Here is a 23,098-nt window from a genome sequence, read left to right as displayed (position 1 = left end):
TGCCGGGTCCGCACCGCCACAACCACCACCGCCGGCCATCCCGTCCGGCGGCCACCACGACCTCGGAGGTGTATCCGTGACAGCAGAAGCCGGCCTTGCCATGACGGCCCTGAACACCACCCTGAACGTCATCAACTTCGTGCAGGGGCAGGTGAAGGGACTGACCGAGGGGGCGTTCCGGGTCAACGGGTTCAGCGGCGCCGGATTCGAGGCGGAGGTGCCGCTCGACCAGTTGGTCGAACCGGTGCCGGTCGCCAACGCCCAGCTCCCGATGATCCGGGGCAGTCAGTCCCGGCAGCACGTCTACTGGCTGCGTTACGTACGCCGGGGGATCGGCGCCACCGACAAGAAGCGGGTCGCCGTGGACCTGCTGGTGCGCTTCACCACCTTCGACTACGTGCCGAAGGGTGGTGGCAACGGTCCGACCGACCGGGAGCGGAAGATCCTGAGCAAGTATCCCTGTTGGGGGATCGCCAACGTGAGCATCTCGCTGATGCCGACCGGCCGCGGGCGCAACCCGTTCAACAAGTTCAACGAGAACGGCAGTCTCGACTTCACCATCACCGCCGGCAGCGACGGGTTGCCGCACTTCCGGATCGAATACCGGGTGCAGCACGGGGCCAAGACCCTGATGGGTACGACCATCGCCCTCAACCACAACGACGTCGGCGCGTTCCTGATCCACAGCAACGGCAGCTTCGAGATCGTTCCCGGCGAGGGGCGGACCGACAAGCACTTCCGGATCACCCAGTTGAGCGGCAGCGTGCACAACCGGCCGTCGGCGCCGCCCCTGACGGCGGCGCAGGCGCAGCAGAACGGCAACGCCCGGATCGCCGTCTACAAGGCCAAGTACCTCAAGCCGGGCGACATCAGCCCGGCGCTGGCCGCCGACGAGTACGAACACAAGGGCATGAAGGTCCAGGGGTTCACCGGCATGGGCAGCCCGGAGAAGATCACCGTCAGCCGGAAGCGGATCAGCGCGGGACACGTCGCCACGGCCGCGGAGGACCAGGGGCACGAGTCGGCGATCCGGCTGGAGTACCTCCGCAACGGGTCCGTGCTCGGTCGGCGGGTGCGCACCAAGATCAGGGCGTTGCTGCTGCTGCGCTTCACCGTCGTCCCGTACCTGACCGACCCCGACGCGCACCAGAAACGGGAGGTCGTCTACGTCGACGGCGTCCGGTACACCGGCTTCCGGAACGTCTCGCTGACGGTGCTCGAGGTCGGCAAGGGCGATCCGACCGTGGTCGGCAACGGTGGTCGGAACTACGACGTGAGCGCGGTGAAGAACCGCCACGAGGAGGAGTCGGTCCTCCACTTCGCCCCCTTCGTCGAGGAGATCGACGGGCAGGTCGGCTCGCAGATCAGGATCGACTGGTTCGCCGAGCACGACGGCGCCGCACTCAGGTCGCGCCAGCACAGCAACCAGGGACAGATGCGGCTCGGTGTCAACCAGTCCGGCAGCCCGGTGCTGCGCCTGTTGGACACCGACAGCAACAACTACTTCACCGTGATCGGCTGAGCGGGGGACACCACCATGACCTATCCGGAAACCTTCGACACCAACGGACCGGCGAGCCTCGACGAGTCCCACGCATACCTGAGCTGGACCGCCGTCAGCGTGCACCGCGTTCTCGAGCAGCACCCGGAGACGACCTGGGAACTGCTGCCGAGCCTCCTCGGCCAGTACTGGGGCGACCCGGACTGGTACCAGCGCAACGAGTGGTTGGCCGACTTCTACAACAACGTCTACCACCAGGCCGGCACCGTCGAACCGACACAGATCTTCGCCGTCGACGAGATGGGACAACCGGCGGCGGACCTGGCCCGGATCATCGACTCGGTGACCCAGAACTGGATCTCGGCGGCCTACCGGGCGACCGAACCGCAGGAGCAGGGCCACGACCGGGTCGACCCGGGAGAGCAGGCCGGGGCGACGGACCGGCCCGGCCCCGACCACGACCTCGGGTACGACGACCCGGAACAGGACGAGCCGGTGGCCGGGCAGACCGGGGAGGGCGGTCACGGGCAGGAGCCGTTGACCGATCTCGACCCGGAGGTCGCCCGTGAGGTGCTCGCCCGGGTCCTCGACGACGAGGAGGACGACCTCTCCCCGGCCGACCAGCAGATCCTGGCGACGGTCCTGAGCGTCGAGAAGTTCCAGTACCTGGCCCGCGAATACGACCTCGTCTGACCTCGGCACCGGGCCGGGACCCGTCCCGGCCCGGTGTCACCGGGCGGTCGGCGCGGCGTCGCCGGCGTCCGGCCGGCCGCGCCGGGACAGTTCGTCGGCCTCGCCCCGGTACGCCGCCTGCCGCGACGGGTCGATCCCGCCGGCCGCTCCGAGGTCGGCCAGCAGCCGCAGGGCCCGGATCCGGCCGAGCAGGTGATCGGTCTCCCGGTGGATCGCCAACGCCTCCTCGGCGTTGCGCGCCGCGGTCACCGGACCGGTGCCGCGCAGGGCCTCGGCCGCGGCCACCAGGGCATGCCCCTCCCACACCCGGTAGCCGGCGGTCCGCGCCACCGTACGGGCCTGCCCGGCCAGGGCGAGCGCCTTCGCCGGATCGTGGTGCCGGTGCACCTCGGCCAGCCCGATCAACGACTCGGCCTCTTCGGCACGGGCGCCGTTGGCCCGGGCCAGATCGAGCGCCCGCAGGTGTTCCGTGGCGGCGGCCGGGTCGTCCCGGCGTAGGTGGATCGCGCCGAGCACGTTGCGGGCCGCGGCCTGCTGGGCGGGATCACCGACCAACTCGGCCAGGGCCAGTGCCTCGTTGGCCAGCTCGGTCGCCCGCCCGAGGTCACCGGTGTGCACGTGCAACGCCGCCAGCCGGCGCGTGCTCTCCACCTCGGTCGGCCGGTAGCCGGTCTCCCGGCTCAGTTCCAGCGCCTCCCGCAGGTGGCGCAGGGCCTCGTCGTACTCGCCGAGGGCATGCTGGACCTCGCCGAGGTTGCTGAGGCTGATCCCCGTGCTCATCCGCATCCCGGTGCCGCCGGTCAGTGCCACCCCCTGCCGGAAGACCTCCTCGGCCTCCCGCAGCCGGCCCATGTCCCGGTAGATCACGCCGAGGTTGCCGAGGCTGGTGCTGAACCGGGTGGCGTCACCGAGCCGTTCGTGGATGCGTACCGCCCGGCGGGTCAGCTCCGCCGCCTCGGTGAGCCGGCCGGCCCGCAGGTGCATCAGCCCGCAGGTGCCGTACGCCGCGGCCTCGCCCTCCGGCCACCGCGCCCGGACCGCCGCGTCGGTCATCGCGGTGGCGTGTGCCAGGCCCACCCCGTACTCGCCGCGCCGCAGGTGCAGGCTGGCGAGGCCGAGCCGGCTCGCCGCCTCGCCGGCGTGGTCGGCGGCGAGCCGGGCGGCCCGCAGACCGTTGGTCGCGGCGACGAACCCGGCGTTGTGCGGGCGGAACTGGTAGTAGCCACGCAGCGCGTCCGGAATCCGCCAGGCGGCGGGGTCGGGACCGTTGTCGGCGGCGTGGGCGACGACCCGGACCAGGTTGGTGTGTTCGGCCTCCAGCCAGGCCAGCGTCTCGGCGGGGGAGACGAACGGCGCCGGCCCGGGCGCCGGACCGCTGCCGTCGGCGGGCAGCCGCACCATGTGTGGGTAGAGCATGGCCGCGGCCGCGTCGGCCCGGCGCCGGCACCAGTCGTAGTGGCGGCGGATCGCCGTACGCAGCTCCGCCGCCGGATCCTCCACCGTGGCCCGTTCGACGGCGTAGATCCGCAGCAGGTCGTGGAAGGTGTACCGGCCGGTGGCGGGCTGCTGGACCAGGTGGGCGGCGGCGAGCCGGTCCAGCTCGTGCGCCGCCGACGGCTCGTCGACCCCGGCGAGCGCCGCGGCGGCGGAGACGCTGATGTCCGCCCCCGGCGCCGGTCCCAGCAGGCGGAAGAGCCGGCGGGCCGAGTCGGGCAGGGCGGCGTACGACAGGTCGAACGCGGCCCGGACGGCGGCCTGGTCGTCGCCGTCGACGCGCAGGCCGGCGAGCCGGTTCTCGGCGGTGAGCCGGGCGGTGTGCGAACTGATCGGCTCACCGGGATGGTCGATCAGGTTGGCGGCGGCGATCCGCAGGGCCAGCGGCAGTCGGGCGCAGACCTCGGCGAGTTCGGCGATCTCGGTGGATCCGGCGGCGACCCGCTCGGTGGGGATGATCCGGTTGAGCAGGGTGCTCGCCTCGTCCTCGGTGAGCACGTCCAGGTCGATCCGCCGGGCGCCGTCGACCGCGACGAGCCCACTGAGCCGGTCCCGGCTGGTGACCAGCACCAGGCAGCCCGGTGTGCCGGGCAACAGGGCACGCACCTGGTCGGCGGTGGCGACGTTGTCCAGCACCAGCAGCATCCGGCGGCCGTCGAGCATCGTGCGGAACAGGGCGGCGGCCTGTCCCGGGTCGACCGGGACCTGTTCGGCCGGCACCCCGAGGGCGTGCAGGAAGCCGGCGAGGGCCTCGCTCTCCCGGACCGGGCTGGCCGTCGAATACCCCCGCAGGTTGACGTAGAGCTGCCCGTCGGGGAACTGCCGCCGGACCCGGTGCGCCCAGTGCACCGCCAGGGCGGTCTTGCCGACCCCGGCCATGCCGGTGATGGCCGAGATGACCGGGCCGCTGGCCAACCTGGACTCGGCCAGCATCGCGCGCAGCGTGTCCATCTGGCTGGTCCGGCCGGTGAAGTACGCGACGTCGGCCGGCAGCTGTGCCGGGGGACGGTGCCCGGGGTGCCGGGGCGGTGGTGCGCTCCGCCGCGGGGGCGTCACCCCACCGCCGGACGGGACCGGACCGGGCCGGCCGGCCGCGCCGGGCAGATCCTGGCGGAGAATGCGCAGCTGTGCCTCGCGCAGCTCCGGCCCGGGCTCCACACCGAGTTGCCGGGCCAGCCGGTCGCGTATCCCGCGGTGCAGTGCCAGGGCCTGGGCCTGCTGCCCGGAGGCGGCCAGGGCCAGCATCAGCCGGGCGTGCACCTGCTCGTGCAGCGGTTCGTGGCTGGCGACGGCGTGCAGCTCACGGACCGCGAGGTCGGCCAGGCCCAGTTCGACGGCGAGCGTCGCGTAGGTGACCGCGGTGGCGATCCGGCGGCGGTTCAGGGCGGCGGCGGCGGGGTGCTGCGCCAGTCTCGGCGGAAGGTCGGCCAGCACCGGGCCACGCCAGAGGGAGAGTGCCCCGGCCAGCCGGTCGAGGCTCGGCAGGCCGCTGCCGACGCTGCCCTCGGCGCGGCCGATCAGGGTGGTGAACAGACTCAGGTCGAGCTGGCGCGGATCGACCCGCAGCCGGTAACCGCCGCCGCCGTGGGTGATGGTCGCGGTGCCGTCACCGGCCTGGGACAGCACGCGACGGAGCCGGGCCACATAGGTGTGCACGAGGTTCAGGCAGGTGTCCGGCGGGTTGTGCCCCCAGAGCAGGTCGACGATCTCCTGGCGGGGCACGGTCGCGTCCGGGTGCAGGGCGAGCAGACCGAGCAACATCCGCTGTCGGCCGGAGCCGAGCGCGACCGGCTCGGATCCGATCTGGATACTCAGTGGACCGAGTACGTCGATGCGCAGGGCGGCCGGTCGCGCCGGCGGCGCCGGACGGGGCGGTTCCGGCCCCGGCGGTTCGATCCGGGGCAGCCCGACCGCCTCGGCGATCCGCCGCAGGGATTCGGCACGAGGGCTGCGTACCCGGCCCTGTTCGATGTCGCGCACCGCGCGGACGCTGATTCCCGCCAGCTTGGCCAACTGTTCCTGGGTGAGCCCGGCACGCAGCCGCCGAACTCGGATCTCACCGCCGAAGTCGGCCATCAACCAAGGCTCCCTGTCATGGCTGTGCGACCACCCCGCCATCGCTGCCAGCATGTGATTCTGCCGGCTACACCGGTCGATAGACCATGATCCTCAACACTGAATCACCCGGTTGTGTCGCGGTCAAACCGTCCGTTCTGGACCTGATACCTGCCCTTCGGGGCAACGGTTCTGCCGGTTCTGCCGGTGCCGCCGGCCGGCCGGGTCCCCGACGGGCGGACGTTCACGCAGCTCAGAGCGGTGTTCGTGACGAAACCGCGCCGATCTGGCTGCGTCCAGTCACGGTCCAGTGCACGCCCCGTGGCGATCTCTACGGTTGGAGGCCGACGGACCGCCACCAACTGCCGGTCCCTCGCCCGAACAGCATCCGGACGACCGGCACCACCGCGTGCATCCACCACCTGATGTCCAGCCCAGTTCGAAGGTAAGGAACCGTCATGCTCGGACGCGTACCGACGTACATCCGCACCCCCGACCCGATCTCCACCGCCGGGATCACCGCCGCCCTGCGCGGCCGCAGCGAGATCGAGGTGGTGGCGGAGGGGTCGGTCACCGCCGACACCGTCGGCGTGGTCGCCACCGACGCGCTGGACCGCGACACGCTCGACGTGCTCAAGTCCGTCCGCCGGCTGGGCTGCCGGCGCTTCGTCCTGGTCGCCGCGGTCGACTCGGACGCGGCCCTGATCCCCGCCGTGGAACTGGGGGTACGCGCCCTCGCCGCGCGCACCGAGGCCACCGGCCACCGGCTGGCGCAGCTCGTCGTCAACACCGCCACCGGTGGGGCGGCGATGCCGCCGGACGTGCTCGGGCGACTGGTCAAGCAGGTGACCAGGTTGCAGCAGAACGTGCTGACCCCGCGCGGGCTGGACGTCAACGGGCTCTCGGTCCGGGAGAGCGAGATCCTGCGGCTCGTGGCGGAGGGAATGGACACCCGGGAGGTGGCGAACCGGCTGAGTTACTCGGAGCGGACCGTCAAGAACGTGCTGCACGACATCACCAGCCGGTTCCAGCTACGCAACCGGACGCACGCGGTGGCGTACGCGGTTCGCGAGGGGTTGATCTGACGGACCCGGAACAGGCCGGCGATTCCGGGCACGTTGTCACAGGTGGCTGCCACGATGGGCGGATGCGGTTCATCGACCTGGCGGCCACGTCCGCCGCCGTCAAGGCGATCTCCGGCCGACGGGCCAAGATCGATCTGCTGGCCGGGGCCCTGCGCGACCTGGCCCCCGACGAGGTCCTTGCCGGCTCCGCCTACCTGGCCGGCGAACTGCGGCAGCGGCAGACCGGGGTCGGCTACGCCAGTCTGCGCGACCTGCCCCCGCCGGCGGCCGAGCCGACGCTGACCGTGGCGGCCGTCGACGCCGCCATCGCCGAGATCGCCGGGCTCGCCGGCCCCGGCTCGCAGGGCCGGCGGCGTGACCTGCTCGGTGCGCTGTTCACCGCCGCCACCGCCGACGAGCAGCGGCTCCTCGTCGGGCTCTTCAGCGGCGAGTTGCGCCAGGGCGCGCAGGCCGGGCTGCTCGCCGACGCGGTCGCCCGCGCCGCCGGTGTGCCGGTCGCCGTCGTACGGCGGGCCCTGCTGCTCGCCGGTGACCTGAAGGCCGTCGCGGTCGCCGCGCTGACCGGGGGAGAGGCCGCGCTCGCCGGGTTCGCGCTGCGGGTCGGGCGCCCGCTGACCCCGATGCTGGCGCAGAGCGCGCCCTCGGTCGACGAGGCGTTCGGCACCGTCGGCGCACCCGCCGTCGTCGACGTCAAGCTCGACGGCATCCGGATCCAGGTGCACCGGTCCGGCACCGACGTCGCCGTCTTCACCCGCAGTCTCGACGAGATCACGCCCCGGGTGCCGGAGGTGGTGGCGGCCGTCCGCGCGCTGCCCGTCCGGGAGGTGGTGCTCGACGGCGAGGCCATCGCCCTCGACGCGACCGGGCGGCCCCGACCGTTCCAGGAGACGTCCAGCCGGGCCGCGACCCGCGGTGCCCGCCGGGCGGTGACCGCCCAGGTCAAGGGCGCCGGGCGGGCAAAATCCGGCAGCCCGGGGGCCCCGGCGACGGCGGGCGACGAACCGGCCGGCAGCGGACCGGTCGGCGCCGGCCCGACGATCGCGGTGGCCGCCGGCGCCACCACGGCCGCGTCGACGGGCGGCGGGGTCGCGCTCACGCCGTACTTCTTCGATCTGCTGCACCTCGACGGCACCGACCTGCTCGACGCGCCCGGCCGGGACCGCTGGGCCGCGCTCGCCGACGCGGTCGCCGCGCCCCTGCTCGTCGGCCGCACCACGGTCGACTCGGTCGAGGCGGCGGCCGCCGCCTTCACCGCCGCGCTCGACGCCGGCCACGAGGGCGTCGTCGTCAAGGCGCCGGACGCGCCGTACGAGGCGGGCCGGCGGGGCGCCGCCTGGATCAAGGTCAAGCCCCGCCACACCCTCGACCTGGTCGTGCTCGCGGTCGAGTGGGGCAGCGGCCGGCGGCAGGGCTGGCTGTCCAACCTCCACCTCGGCGCCCGCGACCCCGCCACCGGCGGGTTCGTGATGCTCGGCAAGACGTTCAAGGGACTGACCGACGAACTGCTGCGCTGGCAGACCGAACGGTTCCTCGGCCTGGCCGTCGAGCGCGGAGACTGGGTGGTGACCGTACGGCCCGAGCAGGTCGTCGAGATCGCGTTCGACGGGGTACAGCGCAGCACCCGCTATCCGGGCGGGGTGGCGCTACGGTTCGCGCGGGTGGTCCGCTACCGCGACGACAAGACCGCCGCGCAGGCCGACACCATCGACGCCGTACGGGCGATCCACGGCGGCTGACCCGGGCCGGCCGCTCAGTCGCGGGTCGCGGCGGCGGGCGGCGCCACCGCCGGCGCCTCCAGCCGGTCGCCGCGCGGCCGGCGCTTCCCGCTGCGGGCGTGCGCCTCGCGGCGGGCCACGTAGCCGTAGCCGACCAGGGCCATCCCGGCGAACAGCCACCACTGGACCACGTAGCCGCCGTTCTGCCAGTTGTTCTCGTGCCGGATCGGGATCGGAACGAACGCCGCGTCGGCGGCCGGGGTCTGCTCGTCGACCAGCAGATAGGCCCCGTACGTCGGGTAGGGCAGCTCGGCGGCCAGTTCCGGCACCGCGATCCGGCGGGTCTCGATCCGGCCGTCCCGGCGGCCGATGGTGCCCGGCTGGCTCTCCGACAGGTGCACCCGCCCGACGATGGTCACCTCGCCCTCGGGTGCCGGCGGCACCTCCGGCTGCGCGGCCGCGCCGCCCGGCGCCGGCGGTACCCAGCCCCGGTCGACCAGCACCGCGGTCCCGTCGGCCAGCACCAGCGGTACGACGATCTCGAACCCGACCCGGCTCTCGACGCTACGGGCCCGGACCAGGACGACGTTGGTGCTGTCGTAGCGGCCGGTGACCGTGACCCTGGTCCACGCCGCGTCCCGGTGCGGGGCCGGGCCGGCCGTGCCGGCGCCACCGCCGGGGGCGGCGAGGACCTCGGTCAGCGGCACCGGGTCGAGCCGCCCGGCCGCGTCGATCCGCTCGTTGATCGCCGATCGCTGCTCGTACCGGCTCAACTGCCAGTTGCCGAGCATGACCATCACCACCGACGCGGCCACCGTCAGCGCGAGAATGCCCAGCCAGCGTGGGGTCAGCAGGAACCGGTACACAGCACGAGGCTACCCGTGTGACCCGAGCCACTACGCTGGTGCCCGGATCGGCGCCCCCGCGCCCTTGCCCCTACCCGGTATGGTCGCCCGCGGCGGCCGGTCGCGTCGATACCGACAGGAGCCGGCAAGCCGACTCCACACCCGTTTCCACGACACCCGCACCGGGCCGTCCAACGACCATGAGGAGCCGACGATGACCGCCGTACCACGCGTGGTGGTGAGTGCCCCGTCGTCCGGCCACGGCAAGACGGCCGTCGCCGTCGGCCTGCTCGCCGCCTGCGCCGCCCGGGGGCTGACCGCCGCCGGCTTCAAGGTCGGCCCCGACTACACCGACGCCGGCTACCTCGGGCTGGCGGCCGGCCGGGTCGGCCGCAACCTCGACCCCCGGCTGGTCGGCCCGCAGCGGATCGCGCCGCTGTTCGCCCACGGCAGCGCGGGCGCCGACATCGCCGTCGTCGAGGGCACCATGGGCCTGTTCGACAGCCTCGCCGGCCGGGCCGAGAGCGACTCGACCGCCGGGGTCGCGTCGGTGCTGCGGGCACCGGTGGTGCTCGTCGTCGACGTCGCCGCGATGGGCCAGTCGGTGGCCGCGCTGGTGCACGGCTTCCGGGCGTACGACGAACTGCTCTGGCTCGGCGGCGTGATCCTCAACCGGGTCGCGTCCGACCGGCACGAGCAACTGCTGCGCGACGCGCTGGAGGACATCGGGGTGCCGGTCTTCGGCGCGCTGCGCCGCCGTGACCTGCCCGCCGTCCTGCCCGCCCGCCAGCACGGCGTGGTGCCGGTCGCGCACCGCACCGTCGAGGCGCTGCGGGCCGTACGCCGCCTGGGCGAGGCCATCGCCGGCGCCGTCGACCTCGACCGGCTGCTGGCGGTGGCGCGGTCGGCGCCCCGGCTGTCCGGCGAGGCGTGGTCCGCCGCCGCCGCGTTCGCCGACGCGCCGCCGCTGCCGGTCGGCCCGGGCGGTCGCCGCCCGGTGATCGCGGTCGCCGGCGGCCCCGCCCTGTCCTACGGCTACGCCGAGACGGCCGAGCTGCTCGCCGCCGCCGGCGCGACCGTGGTGGCCGTCGATCCGCTGGTTGACGAGGCCCTGCCGGCCGGGACCGACGCGCTGGTGATCGGCGGTGCGCTGCCGGAGACGTACGCCGAGGAGCTGTCGGCCAACCGGCGGCTCTGCGCGGCCGTCGCCGAGCTGGCCCGCGCCGGCCGGCCGGTGCTCGCCGAAGGCACCGGACTGCTGTGGCTGGCCCGCGAGTTCGACGGCCGCCCGATGTGCGGGGTGCTCGACGCGACCGGGGTGAGCATGGACCAGATCGTGGTCGGCTACCGGGAGGCGACCGCGCGGGCCTCGACCGCCGTCGCACCGCTGGGCGCCCGGCTGGTCGGCTACAAGCACCACCGTGGCGTGGTCAACCCGCGGGCCGGCCAGGCGCCGGCGTGGACCTGGGCGGCCGGGGCGCCCGAGGGGTTCGTCTGGCGGCGGGTGCACGCGTCGCAGCTGACCCTGCACTGGGCCGGCAACCCGGAGATCGCGCACCGGCTGGTCGCGGCGTCGACGCCGTCGCCCGCCGCCCTGGCGCCGGGTGCTGTCCCGGCGCAGGGCGGTGCCCCGGCCCCGGCGAACGGCGGACCGGTGCTCACGAAGACCGGACCGTCGGCGCCGGTGCCCGCGCAGGCCGGCGCTCCGGTGTCCGCACCGGCCGGCGTCCCGGTGTCCGCACCGGCCGGCGTTTCGGTGTCCGGCGCCGCGCCGGTGGTGCAGCCCGCTCCCGCGCCGGTGCCGGCGGGAGCCGTGCCACCCGCCGCGTCGGGGTCGGCGGCTCCGGTACCCGGGGCGGTCGACCTCACCGACGAGCCGACCGCCGACGTCCGCCCGCCGGCCACCCGGCCGGCCGCGCCCACGACACCCGTCGGCACACCCGACGCCGGAAGGGCCGCTCCGCCGGCCGTTGGCGGAGCTGAGGGGGAGGCGTGACCGGCCACGTCGCGGTCCGCCGGTTCCCGACGCTGACCGTGTCGGCGCCCCGGATGCACGTACGGCCCCTGGAGGCCGGCGACGCCAAGGCGGTCACGGAGGTGTTCGCCGACAAGCAGACCCAGCGCTGGCTGCCGTTCCCCCGGGAGTACGGCCAGATCGAGGGCCTTGCCTGGTGCACCGAGATGGCCCAGGAACGGCGGGACAGCGGCAGCGGCGACCACTACGGGGTCGTCCGGCGCGAGGACGACCGGCTGGTCGGCTGCCTGTGGACCAAGCGCACCGACTGGGTGGGCCGGGTGACCGAGGTGTCGTACGCGATGGCGCCGCACGCCCGCGGGTTCGGTATGGCGGCCGAGGCGGTCGACGCGCTGGCCATCGCGTTGCTCCTGGAGCACGGCTTCCAGCGGATCGAACTGCGGGTCGCGCCGGGCAACGTGGCGTCCCGGCGGGTGGCGGAGAAGGCCGGCTTCACCTACGAGGGCCTGTTGCGTAACGCGGGCCACGTGCACAGCGGCCGGGTCGACCTGGAGGTCTGGTCGTTCGTCGCCGCCGACCTGCGTTGACGGTCGCGGGCCGGCCCGCCCGGTCCGGGACCGCCCGATGGAGGACGAACCACCCGCCGGCCCGGCCGCCCGCCGCGGCGTGGCGGCGGGCAGGCCGCTGTTCCGATCCACAGCGAGTTCGCTGTGGATACGCCGGATTCGCTGTGGCGCGGGACAGCATCACCAGGCCGCCGTGGCGGCCGGCGGTCCTGACGTGCCCGCCGGCCGGGATCGGCGTGGGCGGCCTGGGCGCCGTCATCTGATGATGGCCGACGACGGCGGGACGAAGTCGCGTGTCGGTTGACCCTTCAGGGCCTCGCGCAGCGTCGTCGCCACCGAGTCGATCGGTTTGTTCGACTGCCAGTCGCCGACGGCGTTGAACGGATTGTCCGGGTCGGCGATGAAGCTGGCGGCCGCCAACTCCGGGGTGAACCCGACGAACCACGCCGACCGGGTGCTGTCCGTCGTACCGGTCTTGCCGGCGACGGGCCGCCCGACCGTTCCGCGTACCGAGTCCGCGGTTGACCAGCCGCCGCAGGAGCCGGCGGCCGGGCGGTCGGCGACCGGGCAGCGGGCCGCGTCGGCCGCCGCCCGCGCGACGTCCTTGCTGACCTCCTGCCGGCACCGGGGCTGCGCCACGTCGACCTGTTCCCCCTCGGCGTTGGTGAACTTCGCCTGCGCGCCGTCGGGTCCGAGCACCGACAGCACCGGCATCGGCTCGCAGTAGAGACCGTCCCCGGCGACGGTGGCGTACGCGTTGGCCATCTCCAGCGGTGTCGCGTCGGACACCCCGAGCGTGAACGCGCCCCAGCCCTTGGCCTTTTCGGGTGACGCCTGGTTGCGGTCGACCTCGGTCCGCCACCGCAGGCCGAGCCGTTCGGCCATCCTCACCACCTTGTCGGCGCCGACCTCCTGTTCGAGCTGGACGAAGTACGTGTTGACCGACTGGCCGAACCCGGACCACATGGCGTGCCGGCCGGTCATCGCGGCACTGGCGTTCGACGGGCACCAGTAGCCGCCGCAACTCGACGGTCCGCCGTCACCGGGGTAGATGGACCGCATCCGGTACGGCGAGTTGTACGCCGTCGACAGCGGCTTGCCGGCGTCGAGGGCGGCGAGCATGGTGAACATCTTGAACGTCGAGCCGGCCTGGTAGCCGGGCATGTCGCCGCCGCCGAGCAGCGGGTTGACGGTGTTCGGATAGTTGCCCTTGATCCGTGCGCGCTTCTTCGGGTCGGAGTGGCTGCCGTTCTCGCTCTGGTCCAGCGAGTAGACCCGGTTGACCGCCATCGCCTTGACGTTGCCGGTGCCCGGCTCGACCAGGACGATGCCGTGGGCGAACCGGCTGTCGACCGACTCCCGGCCGCTGACGTTGTCCTCCGCGATCTCCTGCACCTTCGGGTCGAGGGAGGTGACGATCGTGTAGCCACCCCGGCGCAGCTTGTCCTCGCGCTCCAATGGGTTGCCGCCGAACGCGGGCTGCGCACCCCACCAGTTCTTGAAGTAGTCGCAGAAGAAGCCCCAGCTGTTCTGCGCCTTCGCGATCGAGGCGCAGTCGTTGGGCGGGGTGGTGAGCTTCAGCGTGATCGGTTCTTCCTTGGCCTGCGCGGCGGCGTCGGGGGAGATGTATCCGATCGACGTCATCCGGTCGATGACGTAGTTGCGCCGCGCGGTGGCGGCCCCCTTGTCCCGGCTGGCCGGGTCGTACTCGGACGGGGCCTTGACCAGGCCGGCGAGGGTGGCCGCCTCGATGATGGTGAGGTCCTTCGGCAGCTTGGAGAAGAAGACCTCGGAGGCGGCGTAGATGCCGTACGCGCGGTGCCCGAAGTACGCCGAGTTGAGATAGCGCTCCAGGATCTCGGTCTTGGAGATCTGCTTCTCGAGTTCGGTGGCGAGCCGCATCTCGCGGATCTTGCGGCCGCTGGTCTGTTCGGTCGCCGCCTGCACCTCGACCGGGCTCTGCGCGCTGTCCCGCAGTGCCATCCGGACGTACTGCATGGTCAGCGTCGAGGCGCCCTGGGAGACCGCGCCGGACTGCTGGTTGGCCACGAACGCGCGGGCGATGCCCTTGGCGTCGACGCCGTTGTGTTCGTAGAACCGGGAGTCCTCCGAGGCCACGATGGCCTGCTGGATGTGCGGCGACATCTGGGAGATGGGGGTGTAGCGCCGGTGCTCCTCGTAGAACATCGTCAGCAGCGTCTTGCCGTCGTTGGCGTAGACGTAGGTGGTCTGCGCCGGCGGCACGGTACGCAGTTCGCGCGGCATGTTCTGGATGATCTCGGCGCCGGCCTTGGCGCCCAACCCCCCGATCGCGACCAGCGGGTACGCGACGGCCGACACGATCACTCCGGCGATGAGACCGGCCCGGAGGAGAGGGGCGAGCCGGCCGAGAACATGAAGGGTGCGGTTCGTCACCCTTTGAAGGTATGACAAATACTGTTATGACCTGATTAAAAGGGCCAAACGCGTCGCTGGTCAGCCGGCCCGTCGTACGGCTGGCGACAGCGTCTCCCGCATGCTGTATCCCGGATCGACCGGCAGGGGATCCGGGACCCCGACCGGCAGGGATCCCGGACCGTGGCCGGCAGGGGACGCGAAGGGATGGAGGGCGACGGATGACCGTCGAAGACCTGGCCCACCACGGTGACGCAGAGGCCACCCCCGGACTGGTCGACCTCGCGGTCAACGTCCGACGCGACCCGATGCCGCCCTGGCTCGCCGGGCCGATCGCCGCGACCCTGTACGACCTGGCCGGCTATCCCGACGCGCGCCCGGCGACCGCCGCCGTCGCCGCCCGCCACCGCCGCCCCGCCGACGAGGTGCTGCTCACCGCCGGCGCCGCCCAGGGCTTCGTGTTGCTGGCCCAGGCGCTGCGCGGCGCCCGCCGGCCGATCGTCGTCCACCCCCAGTTCACCGAGCCCGAAGCGGCGCTGCGGGCCGCCGGGCACCCGGTCGAACGGGTCCTGCTGCCGGCCGCCACCGGCTTCCGGCTGGACCCCGCACTCGTGCCGCCCGACGCCGATCTCGTCTTCGTCGGAAACCCCACCAACCCCACGTCGGTGCTGCACCCGGCCGCCGACCTCGCCGCGCTGGCCCGGCCGGGCCGCGTCCTCGTCGTCGACGAGGCGTTCGCCGACACCACCGCCCGTACCGGCGTACCCGGGGAACCCGAGTCGCTCGCCGACCGACGCGACCTGCCCGGCCTGGTGGTCCTACGCAGCCTGACCAAGACCTGGGGGTTGGCCGGGCTGCGGATCGGATACCTTCTCGGCCCCGCCGACCTGGTCGCGCGGCTCGCCGCGGCGCAGCCGCTCTGGGCGGTCTCGACCCCGGCCCTCGCCGCCGCCACCGCCTGCGCCGGGCCGTGGGCGGTGGCGGCCGAGCGGGAGATCGCGGTACGGCTCACCGCCGACCGGGACCACCTGGTCGCCCGCCTGCGGGCGCTGTCCGGCGTGACCGTCGCCGGCCGGCCGTCGAGCGCCTTCGTACTGGTCAACATCGCCGGCGCCGAACGGATCCGACTGGCGCTGCGCGAGCGCGGCTACGCGGTACGGCGCGGCGACACGTTCCCGGGGCTGGGCGCCGACTGGCTGCGGATCGCCGTCCGGGACACTGCCACCACGGACGGCTTCGTCTCGACGCTGGCCGAGGTGCTCGACGAGGTGCCGGCCGCAGTCGGGTCGGCCGATGCCGGGTCGGGCGCCGCGGCGGCCCTGACGGGAAGGACTTGAGGATGCGTGAAACCCTGGCCGCGATCCGGCCGCTGGACGCCGACGCCATGGCGGCGGCCCGCGCGCTGCACGCCCGGCTGACCAAGCCGGCCGGCTCGCTGGGCACGCTCGAAGAGCTGTCGGTACGCCTCGCCGGTCTCGCCGGGACCTGCCCGCCACCGCTGCCCGGGCCGGCCGCCGTCGGCGTCTTCGCCGGTGACCACGGTGTGCACGCCCAGGGGGTCACCCCCTGGCCGCAGGAGGTGACGGCCCAGATGGTCGCCAACATCCTCGGCGGCGGAGCCGTGATCAACGCCTTCGCCCGCCAGGTCGGCGCCCGGGTCACCGTCGTCGACGTCGGCGTCGCCGGTCCGCCCGCCGACGCACTCGCCGAGCCCGCCACCGACGTCGCCACCGGACCCGCCGCCGAGCCCGCCCCGGCCGGGCCGATCGGTGCCGGCCCGCCCGGGGACGCACCGGAACTGGTCCAGGCCCGGGTCCGGGCCGGCACCCGGGACCTGGCCGTCGGGCCGGCGCTGACCCGGGACGAGGTCGTCGCCGCCGTCGCGGTCGGCATCGACACCGCCCACCGGCTGGTCGACGCCGGCGCCGGACTGCTGGTCACCGGCGACATGGGCATCGCCAACACCACGCCGGCCGCCGCCCTCGTGGCCGCGTTCACCGGCGCCGACCCGCTCGACGTCACCGGTCGGGGACCGGGATCGACGACGGGACGTACGAGCGCAAGGTGGCCGTCGTGCGGGCCGCGCTCGCCCGGCACACCCCGGACCCCGGCGACCCGGTCGGCGTGCTCGCGGCGGTCGGCGGGCTGGAGCACGCCGCCCTGGCCGGCTTCGTGCTGGCCGGCGCCGCCCGCCGGGTACCGGTCCTGGTCGACGGGGTCATCGCGGCGTCCGGGGCACTGGCCGCCGCCGCCCTGGCCCCCGACGCCCGTGGGGCCATGGTCGCCGGGCACCGCTCGGCGGAGCCGGGCGCCACGGTCGCGCTGCGGCACCTGGGCCTCACCCCGCTGCTCGACCTCGGGATGCGGCTCGGCGAGGGCTCCGGCGCCATGCTCGCCGTGCCCGTCGTCGCCGCGGCCGTCCGGGTGCTGCACGAGGTGGCGACCTTCGACTCGGCGGGGGTGTCCAGCAAATGAGCGACCCGGGCCTTTACCCGCTGGCGCTGCGGCTCGCCGGCCGCCGGGTGCTGGTCGTCGGTGGCGGAGCGGTGGCCACCCGGCGCGTGCCGGCCCTGCTCGACGCCGGCGCGGAGGTGCTGGTGGTGGCGCCCCGGCTGACCCCGGCCCTGCGCGCGTACGCCGACGCCGGCCGGGTCGCCTGGGCCGAGCGGCGGTTCGAGCCGTCCGATGTGGACGATGTCTGGCTGGTGCAGGTGGCGGTCGACGACCCGGTCGCCGCGGCCGAGGTGAGCGCCGCCGCCGACGCGCGCCGGACCTTCTGCGTACGCGCCGACGACCGGTTCGCCGCGACCGCCTGGACGCCGGCGACCGCCCGGCACGGCACGGTGACGGTGGCGGTGACCGCCGGCGGCGACCCACGGCGGGCGGTCGCCGTCCGCGACGCCATCCGCGACCGGCTCGCCGACGGCACGCTGCACAGCGGCCAGCCGCCGGTCGCCGGTCAGGTGGCACTGGTCGGCTCCGGCCCCGGCGATCCGGAACTGATCACCGTGAAGGGCCGGCGGCTGCTCGCCCGCGCCGACGTCGTGGTCGCCGACCGGCTGGTGCCGGGGCTGCTGCTCGACGAACTCGGCCCGGACGTCGAACTGGTCGACGCTTCCAAGATCCCCTACGGGCCGGCCCGGGCCCAGGAGGAGATCAACCGGATCATTGTCGACCGGGCGCTGGCCGGCCGTTTCGTCGTCCGGCTCAAGGGCGGCGACCCGTACGTCTTCGGCCGTGGCGGCGAGGAGGCGGTGGCCTGTACGCGGGCCGGGGTGCCGGTCGTCGTCGTACCCGGGGTCACCAGTTCCATCGCGGCGCCGGCCGGCGCCGGCATCCCGGTGACCCACCGTGGCGTCGCGCACGAGTTCACCGTCGTCTCCGGCCACGTCGGCCCGGACGATCCGGCGTCGCTGGTCGACTGGCCGGCGCTGGCCCGGATGCGGGGCACCCTGGTCGTGCTGATGGGGCTGAAGAACCTGCCGGCGATCACCGCGACGCTCCAGGCGCACGGCCGGGCACCGGCCACGCCGGCGGCGGTGGTGCAGGAGGGTACGACCGGCGCCCAGCGGGTGCTGCGCTCGACGCTCGGCGAGGTGGCGGGCGCGGCGGTGGCCGAGGGCTTCCGGCCGCCGTCCGTGGTCGTCGTCGGCGACGTGGTCCACGCCCTCGACCCGGCCGGTGTCCCTCCGGCCGCCGGCGGCGTTCCAGCTGCCGGCGGCGTCCCGGCCCCCGGCGGCGACGGGGCGGCCGGCAGCGGGATGTTCGGCGCGCCGGACGACGAAGGCGTGGGCGACGCGGGGTGACCCGCGCTGCCCACGCCCTCGAACGGTGTGGTCAGACCTTGACGGCGTCGTCCAGCAGCAGCGCGCACCGGATCAGGCCGAGGTGGCTGTAGGCCTGCGGGTGGTTGCCCAGCCCGCGCTCGACCATCGGGTCGTACTGCTCCGGCAGCAGCCCGGTCGGGCCCGCCGTGTCGATCATCTGGGTGAACAGTTCCTCGGCGTCGCTGCGCCGGCCGGTGCGCAGGTAGGCCTCGATCAGCCACGCCGTGCAGATGTGGAAGCCACCCTCCCGGCCCGGCAGGCCGTCGTCCCACCGGTAGCGGTAGACGACCGGACCGCTGCGCAGGTCGGACTCGACCTTGAGCACGGTCGCGAGGAACCGGGGGTCGTCGTCGGGAAGCAGCCCGGACAGGCCGATCCACAGCGAGGACGCGTCCATCTCCTCGTCGCCGTACGCGACCGTGTAGGCGCCGGCACCCTCGTGCCAGCCGTGCTCCAACACGTTCTGCCCGATCCGGTCCCGCAGCTCGACCCACTCCGGCCGGTCGCCGTCGCCGTGCCGTCGTACGACGTGCAGGGCCCGGTCGACGGTCATCCAGCACATGACCTTCGAGAAGACGTGGTGCCGGGGAGGGAGGCGGGCTTCCCACAGTCCGTGGTCGGGCTCGTGCCAGCGGCGTTCGACCGCCTGCACCATCGCCTCGATGACCCGCCACTCGTCGTCGCGTACCGCGCCGCGCGCGTCGGCCACGGCCGCCAGCAGATCGGCGACCGGCCCGAACACGTCGAGCTGGAGCTGGTGGTTGGCGAGGTTGCCGACCCGGACCGGCCGCGAGCCGGCGTATCCGGGCAGGGTGTCGATGACCGCCTCGGCGCCGAGTTCGTAGCCCTCGACGGTGTAGAGCGGGTGCAGCCGTTCGGGGTGGCCGCCGGTGCGCTCGATGCAGCCGTCGACCCAGCGCAGCAGCCCCTCGGCCTCCTCCAGCGAGCCGAGGTCGACCAGTGCGCGGGCGGTCATCGCCGCGTCGCGCAGCCAGCAGTAGCGGTAGTCCCAGTTGCGGACCCCGCCCACCTCCTCGGGCAGCGAGGTGGTGGCGGCGGCGAGGATCGACCCGGTCGCCTCGTGGCACAGGCCGCGCAGGGTGAGCGCACTGCGCGTCACCAGGTCGCGGGCGTGCGACGGCAGCTTCAGGCCGGCCGCCCAGTCCCGCCACGGCTGCTCGGCGGCGTGCTGCCGGTCGTGCAGGGCGATGGCGTGGTGTTCGAGGCTGTGCGAGCCGAACCGCAGCTCCAGGGTGACCGAGCCGCCGGCCGAGGACAGGTCGACGACGGCGCGGGCGGTGTCGTATCCGCCGTCCTCGGTGACGTCCCACTCGATGCCGGGGGAGTAGAGCGCCACCGGCTCGTTGGAGCCGAGCACCAGCAGGCCGTCGCCGACCGGCTGGAGGCGTACGGCGACCTGGCCGAACTCCGGTCGCGGGGCGAACTCGACGCGGACCCGGCCGGCGCCGGTGAGTACCCGGATCAGCGTGGAGTCGCCGCCCGGGATGACGGTCTCGCCGGCGGCGCCGTCGGCGGCCGGGCAGTCGAGCCAGTCGGTGACGGTCAGGCCCGACCAGCGGGTCTCCACCGTCATCGTGCCCGGCCGGTAGCGCTGGCCGAGCGGCAGCCCGCCCCGGTCGGGGGCCACGCTGAAGTGGCCGGCCGGGGTGCCGCCGAGCAGGTCGGCGAAGATCGCCGACGAGTCCGGCTTCGGGTGGCACAGCCAGGTGACCCGGGCCTCCGGGGTGAGCAGGGCGACGGTACGCCCGTTGGCGAGCATCGAGTGCCGCTCGATCGGTACGGCCCGCTCGCCGAAGAGCCAGTTGCGCCGGGTCTCCAGCAGCAGGCCGAGCAGCCGGGCCGCCTCGACCGGGCTGTCGACGTGGAAGTCGGCCCGGGTCTCCCCGTCGCCGATCTTGATCCCGACGTCGGGCCCGTGCAGGATGCCGAACGCGTTCTCGTCGGTGACGTCGTCACCGAGGTAGAGCACGCCGCTGGCCGAGAGCTGGGTGCGGAGCTGGTCGATGGCCAGGCCCTTGTGGGTGGCGATCACCGACAGCTCGATGACCTCCTTGCCCCGGGTGACCGTGACGTCCGGCCAGTTCACCGGACCGGCCTCGACCGCCGCGACCACCTCGTCGCGGACCTGCGGGTCGGCGCCCCGGGTGTGTACGGCGATGCTCGCCGGCTTGCTCTCCAGCCGTACGCCGGGCTTGTCGGCGACGATCCGGCGCAGTTCGGCCCGCAGCCGGGTGCGGACCTCGACGAGTTCGGGCGAGAGCCGCTCGACGAAGCCGATGTCGAACTCGGAGCCGTGGCTGCCCACCAGGTGCACCTCGCTGGGCAGCCGGGAGAGCGTGGCCAGGTCGCGCAGCGCCCGACCGGAGACCACGGCGACCGTGGTCTGCGGCAGGGCGGCCAGCGCCCGGATCGCGGCGACCGACTCGGGCAGCGGGACGGCCTTGGTCGGATCGGTCACGATCGGCGCCAGGGTGCCGTCGTAGTCGCAGGCGACGAGCAGGATGGGCAGGCGGGCGACGCGGCCGATGGCGGCGCGCAGCGCCGGGTCCATCAGGTCGGCGCCGCGCGGACCTGCCTCCAGGACAGAAGTGTTCACGCCGCCTCCGTCTCGGGCACCCCGAGCTCGTTGAGGAACGACCGGGCCCACTGGCCCACGTCGTGGGTCCGCAGGTGCCGCTGCATGATGCGCATCCGGCGACGGGCCTCCACGTTGTCGACGTGCACGGCCCTTAGCAGGGCGTCCTTGACCCCGTCGGGGTCGTGCGGGTTACAAAGAAATGCCTGGCGCAGCTCCGTTGCCGCGCCGGCGAACTCACTGAGCACGAGCGCGCCGCCAGTGTCGGCGCGCGATGCAACGTACTCCTTGGCCACCAGATTCATTCCGTCTCGAAGCGGGGTCACCATCATGACGTCGGCGGCGCAGTAGAGCGCCGCCAGCTCACTGCGAGAGTACGACTGGTGGAGGTAATGCACAGCAGGCACGCCGACTCGGCCGAATTCGCCATTAATCCGACCAACTTCGCGCTCTACCTTTACCCGTAGCGCCTGGTAGTGCTCGACCCGTTCGCGGCTGGGCGTGGCGACCTGCACCATAACCGCGTCGGGAACTGTCAGCTTTCCGTCAGAGAGCAGCTCGCGGAACGCCTTCAGACGCAGCTCGATCCCCTTGGTGTAGTCCAGCCGGTCCACCCCGAGGATCACCGTCTTCGGATCGCCCAGCTCGGCCCGGATCTGCTTCGCCCGGGCCTGGACCGTCGGGTCGGACGCCATCCGCTCCATCTCGGCGACGTCGATCGAGATCGGGAAGGCGCCCGCCTTGACCGTCCGGCCGTCGACCTCGATCGTCTGCCCCGAGTAGCGCAGGCCGAGCAGGTGCCGGGCCAGCCGGACGAAGTTCTGCGCCGCCAGCCGCTGCTGGAAGCCGACCAGGTCGGCGCCGAGCAGGCCGCGCAGCACCTCGGCGCGCAGCGGCATCTGCATGAACAGCTCGATCGGCGGGAACGGGATGTGCAGGAAGAAACCGATCCGCAGGTCGGGACGCAGTTCGCGGAGCATCGCCGGCACCAGTTGGAGCTGGTAGTCCTGCACCCAGACGGTGGCGCCCTCGGCCGCCGCGTCCGCCGCCGCCTCGGCGAACCGCGCGTTGACCAGCCGGTACGCCTCACGCCAGCGGCGCTTGTAGGCCGGGGTCTCCACCGCGTCGTGGTAGAGCGGCCAGATCGTGGCGTTGGACTGGCCCTCGTAGTAGCGTTCGAGTTCGTCGGCGCTCAGCGGCACCGGATGCAGGTGGATGCCCTCCACCTCGAAGGGCTCCGGTGCGGCGCCCACCCCACCGGCCCAGCCGACCCAGGTCCCCTTGTGCTGGGCCAGCACCGGGTGCAGGGCGGTGACCAGACCACCCGGACTCCGCCGCCATTGCCGCCCCTCGGGTGTGTTCACCTCGTCGACGGGCAGGCGGTTGGCTACGACCACGAATGAGCTGCGAACCGTCACGCTCCGTACACCTCCGGTGATTACGGGTCTCGCGGAGAGCCTACTTCGCGCGGTTGATCCGCCGGCGTCCCCGGTTGTCTTTGGTGCCCAGCCCGCCGCGACCGTCAAACCCGCAGGCCGTACCCCTGATTGTGCGGCCTGTGTCACCTCGCGTCTGCGGTCTGCGCCACGCGTTCCGGGTCGACTCGGGCGCGGAACCGGTGGATTGCCGGCGGGTGACACGCTGAGGCGGTGTCCGTCTTCGATACCGACCGGCCGCGCAACGCGTGGCTCGGACCGCTCGCCATCGCGGTCGTCCTGCTCGCCGTGATCGGCGGCGCCGTGGGTTTCCTGCTGGCCACCAACGGTGGCGACGACGAGCCGGGGCTGGGCGCCGGCCCGGACCCGACCGTGCGCCCGACCCTGGTCGCCGAGGCGCCCGACACCCCGACGTACGCCCCGGATCCGACGTACGCCCCGACCCCGACCGGACAGCCGGTGCGGACGACGGCGCCCGGGCACGGCCGGCCGACGACCTGTCCGGCGCACACCGTGACCCTGGCCAGGGAAACGGGTTCGGCCGGTGACCTGTCGCTCACCCTCTACCTGCGCACCCGGCACTCCGAGGTGTGGATCTGCACCGACCCGCACGGCACGCTGTTCTACCAGGGCCACTCCGGGCAGCCGGGGGAGAAACTGGTCGAGGGCGTCAACGCGCTGTTCCTCACCGACGTCTCGGCGACCGGCGGCGGCTACGTGGCGACCAACCACACCGACCGGGGGACCACCCGTTACCGGGTGACCGCCGACAAGCTGGTGATCGAGCACGAGGGTGGCGGGGCGGAGACCCAGCCCGCGATCTGACCCCGGCGGTCGGGGTGATGTGCGTCCACCGGCCCCGACCTGTCAGGATTGACGACGGCGTTCGCCGACTTTCGCAGCGATTCTGGAGGTA

The 23,098-nt window shown here is 73.7% G+C and carries 13 protein-coding genes and 2 pseudogenes; 10 read left to right on the top strand and 5 right to left on the bottom strand.

Annotation, left to right across the window (positions count from 1 at the left end; genetic code table 11):
* Window positions 1-76: 76 nt before the first annotated feature.
* Both Prubr_RS04485 and Prubr_RS04480 read left to right on the top strand, forming a co-directional pair.
* Window positions 77-1,522 (top strand): hypothetical protein, encoded by a 1,446-nt coding sequence (locus Prubr_RS04485; RefSeq protein ID WP_212821924.1) that lies wholly within the window; start codon window positions 77-79, stop codon window positions 1,520-1,522.
* 15 nt (window positions 1,523-1,537) lie between these two features.
* Complete coding sequence (locus Prubr_RS04480) at window positions 1,538-2,194, top strand: hypothetical protein (RefSeq protein WP_212821922.1); 657 nt, start codon at window positions 1,538-1,540, stop codon at window positions 2,192-2,194.
* A 36-nt stretch (window positions 2,195-2,230) separates the two neighbouring features.
* Here Prubr_RS04480 and Prubr_RS37610 read toward each other — a convergent pair whose 3' ends face one another.
* On the bottom strand, window positions 2,231-5,764 hold the full coding sequence (locus tag Prubr_RS37610; RefSeq protein WP_212821920.1) for a BTAD domain-containing putative transcriptional regulator: 3,534 nt from the start codon (window positions 5,762-5,764) through the stop codon (window positions 2,231-2,233).
* Between the two features lie 437 nt (window positions 5,765-6,201).
* On the opposite strand from Prubr_RS37610, the gene Prubr_RS04470 reads away from it, so the two are divergent.
* A complete protein-coding gene (locus Prubr_RS04470; protein WP_212821918.1) occupies window positions 6,202-6,828 on the top strand; it encodes a helix-turn-helix transcriptional regulator in 627 nt (208 codons plus the stop codon).
* 62 nt (window positions 6,829-6,890) lie between these two features.
* Window positions 6,891-8,564 (top strand): ATP-dependent DNA ligase, encoded by a 1,674-nt coding sequence (locus Prubr_RS04465; RefSeq protein WP_212821916.1) that lies wholly within the window; start codon window positions 6,891-6,893, stop codon window positions 8,562-8,564.
* 14 nt (window positions 8,565-8,578) lie between these two features.
* Here Prubr_RS04465 and Prubr_RS04460 read toward each other — a convergent pair whose 3' ends face one another.
* Window positions 8,579-9,409 carry an SURF1 family cytochrome oxidase biogenesis protein gene (locus tag Prubr_RS04460; RefSeq protein ID WP_246568301.1) on the bottom strand — a complete coding sequence of 277 codons (831 nt, stop codon included), beginning with the start codon at window positions 9,407-9,409 and terminating at the stop codon, window positions 8,579-8,581.
* Window positions 9,410-9,602: 193 nt separating this feature from the next.
* Between Prubr_RS04460 and Prubr_RS04455 the strand changes: the two genes are divergently transcribed.
* A complete protein-coding gene (locus Prubr_RS04455; RefSeq protein WP_212821914.1) occupies window positions 9,603-11,384 on the top strand; it encodes a cobyrinic acid a,c-diamide synthase CobB in 1,782 nt (593 codons plus the stop codon).
* Window positions 11,381-11,950 carry a GNAT family N-acetyltransferase gene (locus Prubr_RS04450; RefSeq protein WP_212821912.1) on the top strand — a complete coding sequence of 190 codons (570 nt, stop codon included), beginning with the start codon at window positions 11,381-11,383 and terminating at the stop codon, window positions 11,948-11,950. Before Prubr_RS04455 ends, Prubr_RS04450 begins: the two co-directional genes overlap by 4 nt.
* 234 nt (window positions 11,951-12,184) lie before the next feature.
* Here Prubr_RS04450 and Prubr_RS04445 read toward each other — a convergent pair whose 3' ends face one another.
* A complete protein-coding gene (locus Prubr_RS04445; protein WP_212821910.1) occupies window positions 12,185-14,344 on the bottom strand; it encodes a transglycosylase domain-containing protein in 2,160 nt (719 codons plus the stop codon).
* A 200-nt stretch (window positions 14,345-14,544) separates the two neighbouring features.
* Between Prubr_RS04445 and cobC the strand changes: the two genes are divergently transcribed.
* The 3 genes and pseudogenes from cobC to cobA all read left to right on the top strand — a co-directional run.
* Window positions 14,545-15,660, top strand: coding sequence for an Rv2231c family histidinol phosphate aminotransferase CobC (cobC, locus tag Prubr_RS04440; protein WP_212821908.1), 1,116 nt, complete (start codon window positions 14,545-14,547; stop codon window positions 15,658-15,660).
* Window positions 15,661-15,662: 2 nt separating this feature from the next.
* Window positions 15,663-16,798 (top strand): annotated as a pseudogene (locus Prubr_RS04435) (nicotinate-nucleotide--dimethylbenzimidazole phosphoribosyltransferase).
* Window positions 16,795-17,997: pseudogene (cobA, locus tag Prubr_RS04430) on the top strand (uroporphyrinogen-III C-methyltransferase); the annotation flags it as partial. The pseudogenes Prubr_RS04435 and cobA, both read left to right, overlap by 4 nt.
* A gap of 163 nt (window positions 17,998-18,160) precedes the next feature.
* Here the strand turns inward: cobA and otsB are convergent.
* Together otsB and Prubr_RS04420 are read right to left on the bottom strand one after the other, a co-directional pair.
* A complete protein-coding gene (gene otsB / locus Prubr_RS04425) occupies window positions 18,161-20,722 on the bottom strand; it encodes a trehalose-phosphatase (RefSeq protein ID WP_212827462.1) in 2,562 nt (853 codons plus the stop codon).
* A 41-nt stretch (window positions 20,723-20,763) separates the two neighbouring features.
* Entirely contained in the window at window positions 20,764-22,164 is a 1,401-nt protein-coding gene (locus Prubr_RS04420; protein ID WP_212821904.1) for an alpha,alpha-trehalose-phosphate synthase (UDP-forming), read from the bottom strand.
* 231 nt (window positions 22,165-22,395) lie between these two features.
* Between Prubr_RS04420 and Prubr_RS04415 the strand changes: the two genes are divergently transcribed.
* Window positions 22,396-23,007: a hypothetical protein gene (locus Prubr_RS04415; protein ID WP_212821903.1), complete on the top strand. Its 612-nt coding sequence runs from the start codon at window positions 22,396-22,398 to the stop codon at window positions 23,005-23,007.
* Window positions 23,008-23,098 lie beyond the last annotated feature (91 nt).

Origin of the sequence: Polymorphospora rubra (genome assembly GCF_018324255.1) — a bacterium.
In the GTDB taxonomy this organism is placed as follows: domain Bacteria; phylum Actinomycetota; class Actinomycetes; order Mycobacteriales; family Micromonosporaceae; genus Polymorphospora; species Polymorphospora rubra.
Note: the sequence above shows the minus strand (reverse complement) of the source record. Positions and strands in the feature narration are given on the sequence as shown.

Bases quoted from the DNA above. Each gene is read 5' to 3' on its own strand.
- otsB (WP_212827462.1), bottom strand. From the start codon at position 20,722: ATGGACCCGGCGCTGCGCGCCGCCATCGGCCGCGTCGCCCGCCTGCCC.
- Prubr_RS04480 (WP_212821922.1), top strand. From the start codon at position 1,538: ATGACCTATCCGGAAACCTTCGACACCAACGGACCGGCGAGCCTCGAC.
- Prubr_RS04470 (WP_212821918.1), top strand. From the start codon at position 6,202: ATGCTCGGACGCGTACCGACGTACATCCGCACCCCCGACCCGATCTCC.
- cobC (WP_212821908.1), top strand. From the start codon at position 14,545: ATGACCGTCGAAGACCTGGCCCACCACGGTGACGCAGAGGCCACCCCC.
- Prubr_RS04465 (WP_212821916.1), top strand. From the start codon at position 6,891: ATGCGGTTCATCGACCTGGCGGCCACGTCCGCCGCCGTCAAGGCGATC.
- Prubr_RS37610 (WP_212821920.1), bottom strand. From the start codon at position 5,764: ATGGCCGACTTCGGCGGTGAGATCCGAGTTCGGCGGCTGCGTGCCGGG.
- Prubr_RS04455 (WP_212821914.1), top strand. From the start codon at position 9,603: ATGACCGCCGTACCACGCGTGGTGGTGAGTGCCCCGTCGTCCGGCCAC.